Consider the following 6,264-nt stretch of genomic DNA (forward strand, 5'->3'; position numbering starts at 1 on the left):
GCCGACACCCGCCCCCGAGCCGCCGCCTCGGACCTCCTGGTGGCGACGCAACAGGCTCGCGCTCATCGCCCTCGCCGTCCTCGTTCCGGTGACGGTGGGCGGCGTCGGCTGGCACGAGTGGCACCAGTACTTCGGCTTCGGCGCACTTCCCTTCCAGCCGGTCGTCGTCGAGGACGATGACAGCATCGAACTCGCCGGCGCAGAATGGGGTCCCCTGCGCGGCGGCGAGCTCGACGATCTCAGCGGCCTCGACCTGCCCGACGGCGCCACGGTGATCGCGGTCGGCATCCCCGTCGATGCGGGCACCGAAGGCGTCTCCTGCCAGGCGCCCGTCCTGGTGGACCAGAAGACCGGCCGAGAGTGGCGCACCGCCCGCTCCGAGATCGGGCTGCTCTACGACCCCGACGAGCCGGAGAGCTGCGTGAAGATCGACAAGGGCGAATACGAGCTGATCGTCCCGTTCGTCGTCCCGGATGACGTCGAGGGCCCGTTCTGGGTCGACGTCTGGCCTCAGAAGGCGGGCGGGTCCTTCCTCAGGTTCTCGCTCGAGCCCTGACCGCCCACAGTGTCCCGCGGAGGCGCTGAGACGAGGGCGGCCGCGACCACATCCGCCGAAGAGGGCAGCAGTCCCGCGGCATCGCCGACGGCACGCAGGTCCGACTCCGCGGCCGAGACGTCGGCGGCATCCGTGCGTTCATGCGGCCGACGACGCAGTCGCGCCAAGGTCTCGTCGTACGCACCGCTGATGACCGTGATGCGCAGCGGTTCGATGAGGAGCAGAGGCACGACCGAGACCAGCGGCATCGCGATCGCCCACGTCGTGAACTCATGCGGGCCGATCAGACGGGTGATCCCGAAGCTGAGATAGGACTCGAGCGCCTTCACGGCGACATAGAGGAGCGCGTACGAGGCGACGAGCAGCGGTCCCGCCCGCCACATCAGCAGGATCGCGCGTCCGATCGGGCGGAATCGCGCACCGAGCTCTTCGCCGAGATCCTTCAGTCGCCGCACCACCGGGTTCGGGATCACGGTCGCATGCTCACGGAAGCGCGAGATCAACTGGTTCTCGAGACGCAGCTTCTCGGCGACGATCGCCTGACCGAAGACGACTCCGGCGATCGTGAGCCAGGCGAGCGGTGCGACGAGCACGGGTCCTGCTTCGGTCAGGACCCAGCCGATCCCCTCCCACAGCCAACGCAGCGGTGCGACGGCATCCAGGATCCCCTCACGGACGTCTTCGAGGAACGCCATCGCGACCCGGCTGTCCACCCAGGCTTTGATCGTGTCGAAGAGGTCGCCCAGCAGGATGACCGAGAAGAACACCCACACGACCTCGAAGTACACCGCGACAGGCGTCAGCCAGGTCGAGAGTTTCGCCGACCACTTCGACCACGCCCACCGGCCGGCGAAGGCGAGCACGATGATCGCGACCGTCCAGACGTTGAACGGGAGGTTGAGGACCGTGTCCTGATTGCTCACCGGACCTTCGCCGTTGACGCCCGCGGTGAAGATGATGCCGGTGCGCACCTCGAGCGCGCGTGCCGAGTAGGCGTTCACGTCTTCGCGGAGGAGACCCTGGGCCCAGTACACGGCGAAGAACGGGAGGATGCCGGCGAACAGGGCAGAGAGGAACGTCCGCCGCCGTTCGACGCCGGACTCCGGCAGCGGCGCGACCTCCTGCAGATTCCGCAGCCCGTCGCGCAGGACGAGGAACATCGCGACGAGGCTGATCAGCCGCGCGAGGATCCCGATCGGCAGCACGAGGAAGCCGACGGTGGCCGAGTAGGCGCCGATGAATCCCGCGACCTGAGCGACCACGTACTGCACCAGCACTCCGGCGAGGTACCACGCCACGAGCGCAGGCCAGTGCCGCAGCAGCACTCGCCCGGTCGTGGTCAGGATCCCCAGCACGGCCCTAAACTACCGCGTTCACCCCGCGGCGATATACCGGAACTACGACCAGACGCTTGGCGCCTTCATCCGCACGGGCGGAAGAGCGGATGCCGCGGCCCAGTCGTGCACCCATGGATCGATCTCCGGCACGCCCTCGGGTTTGCCGACCGCGGCGAAGAGCTCTTCGTTGCTGACGGTGCCGCCGGTGCGGCGCAGCATCCGCGCTCGCACGATCGCCCGCGCGTAGACCTCGCCGTCGACGACCGCGCGGTGCTCCATGAACAGCGCCTTCTCGTCGTGACCGATGAACCGCGACTGCAGCTCGAACCGCTGCCAGAGCTCCAGCGACTTGCGGAACGTGATCGTCTCGCTGGAGACGACCGCGTACCACCCCTGCTCCTTCATCGCCCCGAACAGCCCGGTGCGGATCAGCAGATCCCAGCGCCCGAGGTCGAACAGTGAGAGATAGCGGCCGTTGTTCATGTGGCGGAGGATGTCGATGTCGGTCGGCAGCGTGGTCAGCCGGATGGTGCCCACCGCCGTCGGGTCGAGGGTCTTGCCGCGCCGCACGCGACGACGAGCACGGAGGATCACGAGGAGCGTGCGCCAGATCACATTCACGAGGATCGATCGTAGCCATCGACGAACGATCCGGGAACATCATTGTGTAGATCCTCTAGGCCTGCCGAGACCGAGATACCGGCATCCTGCTCGATTTCCTGATCTCGGATGCCGCGCGTAGAGTCGCGACATGAGCGCCGAAGCCCAGTCTGAGATCATCGTCCGTCCGGTCCGTGATGTGGATGCGGAAGCCCTCGGTCGCGTGCACGCGCAGTGCTGGCACGAGACCTATGACCACCTGATCAGCAAGGCCGCGCTCGAGAAGGTCTCCCCTCGCCGGATGGCCGAGCTGTGGACGCACTGGGCAGCCCAGGGCCCGGAGTTCAAGATGAGCGTTGCGCTCGTCGACCGCGAGATCGTCGGCTTCGTCGGTTCTGGTCCCGCCCGCGACAAGGATGCTCCGGCGTTCCGGGAGCTGTACTTCATCTACCTGCTCGACGCGCTGCACGGCACCGGAATCGGCCAGAAGCTGTTCGACGCCGCGGTCGAGAAGGACGAGCCGCTGTACCTCTGGGTCGCCGAGGACAACCCCCGCGCGCACCGCTTCTACACGCGCAACGGCTTCGCCCTCGACGGCGCCACACACACCGAGCCCTTCCTCGGCGAGACGCTGACCGAAGTCCGCTTCGTCCGCTCCTGAGGCCGGTCCCCGCGTCGGAGTCGTATCGGCCGCGCGTTCACAATTCAGCAAGAAATCGCGCCGGAGCCCGTGAATCCGATCTCCAGGCTGCCGCGCCCGACTTTCTGACTGAATTGTGAACGCGCAGACTCGGATTTCCACATGGAGTCGATCAGGTCCTCGACTTCCTGTCGCCCGCTGTCGGAAAGGCTGCCGTCCGTGTACACGACGACTATCCAGTCAGACTGGTAGCTACCGACATTCTCAGAGGAGAACTCGGCGGCGCCTTCCTTGCTGTCGAACCGCAACAGCTCAACCGTTGGGGAGGCGTAGCCTTCGACGCAGCCGCTGACACCGCGACACAGCGTGGCGGTGTCTTCCTCAAGGCCGTCCAGCGCTTCGGACGCGTATCCGTCCGTCTGGTTCGCCGATTCTGCGATTGCCGAGATGGTCAAGTTCTCCCGCGAATCGCGAGTGACGAGCCACACGCCGAAGACGATGAGGCCGCATATGAGTGCGGCGAGCAGGATGATGAACGGTTTCGTCCGCACCTTGTTCTGTCGTGTTTCAGTCATGGCTGGCTCTCAGAGGCGCTCGAGGATCGTCACGTTGGCGACGCCGCCGCCCTCGCACATCGTCTGAAGGCCGTAGCGACCGCCGGTGCGCTCGAGCTCGTTCAGCATCGTCGTCATCAGCCGCGTCCCGGTCGCGCCGATCGGATGCCCGAGGGCGATTGCGCCGCCGTTGACGTTCACCTTCTCGTGCGGCACGTCGAGCTCACGCATCCAGGCGAGTACGACCGACGCGAACGCCTCGTTGACCTCGAACACGTCGATGTCGGAGACCGTGAGCCCGGTCCGCGCGAGAGCGTGCCGTGTCGCGGAGATCGGCGCGGAGAGCATGAACACGGGATCGTCGCCGCGCACCGAGAGGTGATGCACGCGCGCCTGCGGAGTCAGGCCATGATCGCGAACCGCCCGTTCGCTCGCGACGAGCACGGCGCTCGACGCGTCGCTGATCTGGGATGACACCGCGGCGGTGATGCGGCCGCCCTCGCGCAGCGGGGCGAGTCCCGACATCCGCTCGAGCGACGTGTCGCGACGCACGCCTTCGTCGTGATCGAGGCCGTTCAGCGGGGCGATCTCGCTCGTGAAGCGGCCCTCATCCTGCGCGACGGCCGCGCGACGGTGACTCTCCAGCGCGAACTGCTCCATCTCCTCGCGGCTGATGCCCCACTTCTCGGCGATCAGCTCGGCACCGGCGAACTGCGAGATCTCCTGGTCGCCGTAGCGCGCCTGCCATCCGGGCGACTCGGCGAGCGGGGTCGTGAAACCGAACCGCTCCCCGACTGTCGCCGACGACGAGAGCGGCACCTGCGACATGCTCTGCAGCCCGCCCGCGATCACGAGGTCGGCCGTCCGGCTCATCACGGCCTGGGCTGCGAAGTGCACGGCCTGCTGACTCGACCCGCACTGGCGGTCGATCGTGACGCCGGGTACGTGCTCGGGGAATCCGGCGACCAGCAGGGCCGTGCGCGCCACGTTGCCGGCCTGTCCGCCGATCGCGTCGATCGTGCCGAGGATGACGTCGTCGACAGCGCCGGGATCGATCCCCGTGCGCTCGAGGAGGGCTCGCAGGCTGTGCGCCCCGAGATCAGCGGGATGGATGCCGGAGAGCGAGCCGCCCCGCCTGCCCACAGGTGAGCGGACCGCGTCGACGATGTATGCCTCGGCCATGTGGTTCCCCTCTCGCCTCGCGGACGCGATCTCAGCGTCCCGACACCGTGCCGAAGACCTTCGCGATCGGCGCGAGCACCAGCGGGCGGGCGGCGAACCAGCCGATCGCGAGCACGACCATCGAGGCGACGAAGACCCAGAAGCCGGTCCAGGTAACGGCATCCTGCGACGCGTACATGTGATTGAGGTTGCGCAGGAAGCCGGTCAGCATCACGAGCGCGACGTGGGCGATGATGAACGCCACGAAGTACAGCATGATCGGGAAGTGCAGGGCGCGGGCCCATTCGACCGGGTAGGCCTGCGACAGACGCTCGGCTCTCTTGGGCCACAGTCCCGACATCCGGAATCCCGTCACGACGGCCAGCGGCGCCGCGATGAAGACGGTCGCGAAGTAGGCGAGCTGCTGCAGGCTGTTGTAGTTGTTCCACCCGTTCTCATGCGGCCAGTCGAAGGAGACATACTGCAGCGCGGCGGAGAGAGCGTTCGGGAAGACCTCCCAGCTCGTCGGAACGATCCGCACCCAGTGCCCGGTGACGAAGATCAGCACCACGAAGATCACGCCGTTGATGATCCACAGCAGGTCGAGCGCCTGATGGAACCAGAGCGTCAGGCTGATCTTGCCCTTCGCCTTTCCTCGGGGCGTCCAGAAGACGGTGGGTCGCTTCTCGGTGCGCACCCGCAGGCCCGAGCGGATGATCAGCACGATCAGGAACATGTTGAAGAAGTGCGCCCAGTTCAGCCACGGCGCGAATCCGGGTTCGACGGCGATCGCCGGCTCGTACTCGCCTGGGAACGCGGCGAGGAAGTCCTGCATGAACGGGAAGCTGAGAAGCGTGCGGACGAAGGCGACCGCCGCACCCGCGATGAGGCCGAGAGCTGCGGCAGCGAGCAGACCGGCGATGGCCTGCGGCCACGTCGGCAGGCGACGAGTGGATGCCGGTGCGGCGGTGACATGCCGCGGCGCGCGACCGTTCCACACGGTCCGCGGCCACGAGAGCGGAGTGTCGAGGCTCGGGGCCAGGATCGCGACGGCTGCCTCCCGGTCGTCGAGCGAGGACGACGGAGTCGACTCCGCCACCCGGTCGTCGAGCGCGGACAACGGAATCGACTCCTCGACCCGGTCGTCGAGCGCGGACGACGGAGTCGACCGAGACGAAACGTCCGCGACGACAGCAACCGTGCCGGCCGGCGGCCACGGCTCGCCGCCAGGGGTACGGGGAAGCCCGCGACGCACGGCACCCTCCGACGTCGACGCGGCGTTCGACACGGCGTTCGACACGGCGACGGACTCCGGCGGGGCGGGCGCGGTCGCGGGGGATGACACGTGGGGGGCCGACACACCAGATATCGGACCGGATCCTGCCGAACGTCCGACATCTGTCGCGCCGGGCGCTA

General features: G+C 67.6%; 7 protein-coding genes. 2 read left to right on the forward strand and 5 right to left on the reverse strand.

What is annotated here, in order from left to right:
* The coding region (locus RS85_RS19630; RefSeq protein WP_046011376.1) for a hypothetical protein at positions 1–556 on the forward strand (556 nt) is incomplete at its 5' end.
* Here the strand turns inward: RS85_RS19630 and RS85_RS00080 are convergent.
* Positions 511–1,911, reverse strand: a complete 1,401-nt coding sequence (locus tag RS85_RS00080; RefSeq protein ID WP_152642286.1) for a hypothetical protein — start codon at positions 1,909–1,911, stop codon at positions 511–513. The two genes, RS85_RS19630 and RS85_RS00080, sit on opposite strands and share 46 nt — an antisense overlap.
* Positions 1,912–1,953: 42 nt before the next feature.
* A complete protein-coding gene (locus RS85_RS00085) occupies positions 1,954–2,514 on the reverse strand; it encodes an acyl-CoA thioesterase (protein ID WP_046011377.1) in 561 nt (186 codons plus the stop codon).
* A gap of 130 nt (positions 2,515–2,644) precedes the next feature.
* Here RS85_RS00085 and RS85_RS00090 point away from each other — a divergent pair, with 130 nt between their 5' ends.
* The gene (locus RS85_RS00090) at positions 2,645–3,154 is read left to right on the forward strand and encodes a GNAT family N-acetyltransferase (protein WP_046011378.1); all 510 of its coding nucleotides are present in this window, start codon (positions 2,645–2,647) and stop codon (positions 3,152–3,154) included.
* A 44-nt stretch (positions 3,155–3,198) separates the two neighbouring features.
* Here RS85_RS00090 and RS85_RS00095 read toward each other — a convergent pair whose 3' ends face one another.
* From RS85_RS00095 to RS85_RS00105, 3 genes are read right to left on the reverse strand one after another with little or no spacing between them, the layout of a single operon-like run.
* Positions 3,199–3,708 (reverse strand): hypothetical protein, encoded by a 510-nt coding sequence (locus tag RS85_RS00095; protein WP_152642287.1) that lies wholly within the window; start codon positions 3,706–3,708, stop codon positions 3,199–3,201.
* Positions 3,709–3,717: 9 nt separating this feature from the next.
* Entirely contained in the window at positions 3,718–4,869 is a 1,152-nt protein-coding gene (locus RS85_RS00100) for an acetyl-CoA C-acetyltransferase (RefSeq protein ID WP_046011380.1), read from the reverse strand.
* 31 nt (positions 4,870–4,900) lie between these two features.
* Positions 4,901–6,208, reverse strand: a complete 1,308-nt coding sequence (locus RS85_RS00105; RefSeq protein WP_235282284.1) for a cytochrome b/b6 domain-containing protein — start codon at positions 6,206–6,208, stop codon at positions 4,901–4,903.
* Positions 6,209–6,264: the final 56 nt, after the last annotated feature.

The organism is Microbacterium sp. SA39 (genome assembly GCF_000967865.1).
Taxonomy (GTDB): Bacteria; Actinomycetota; Actinomycetes; order Actinomycetales; family Microbacteriaceae; genus Microbacterium.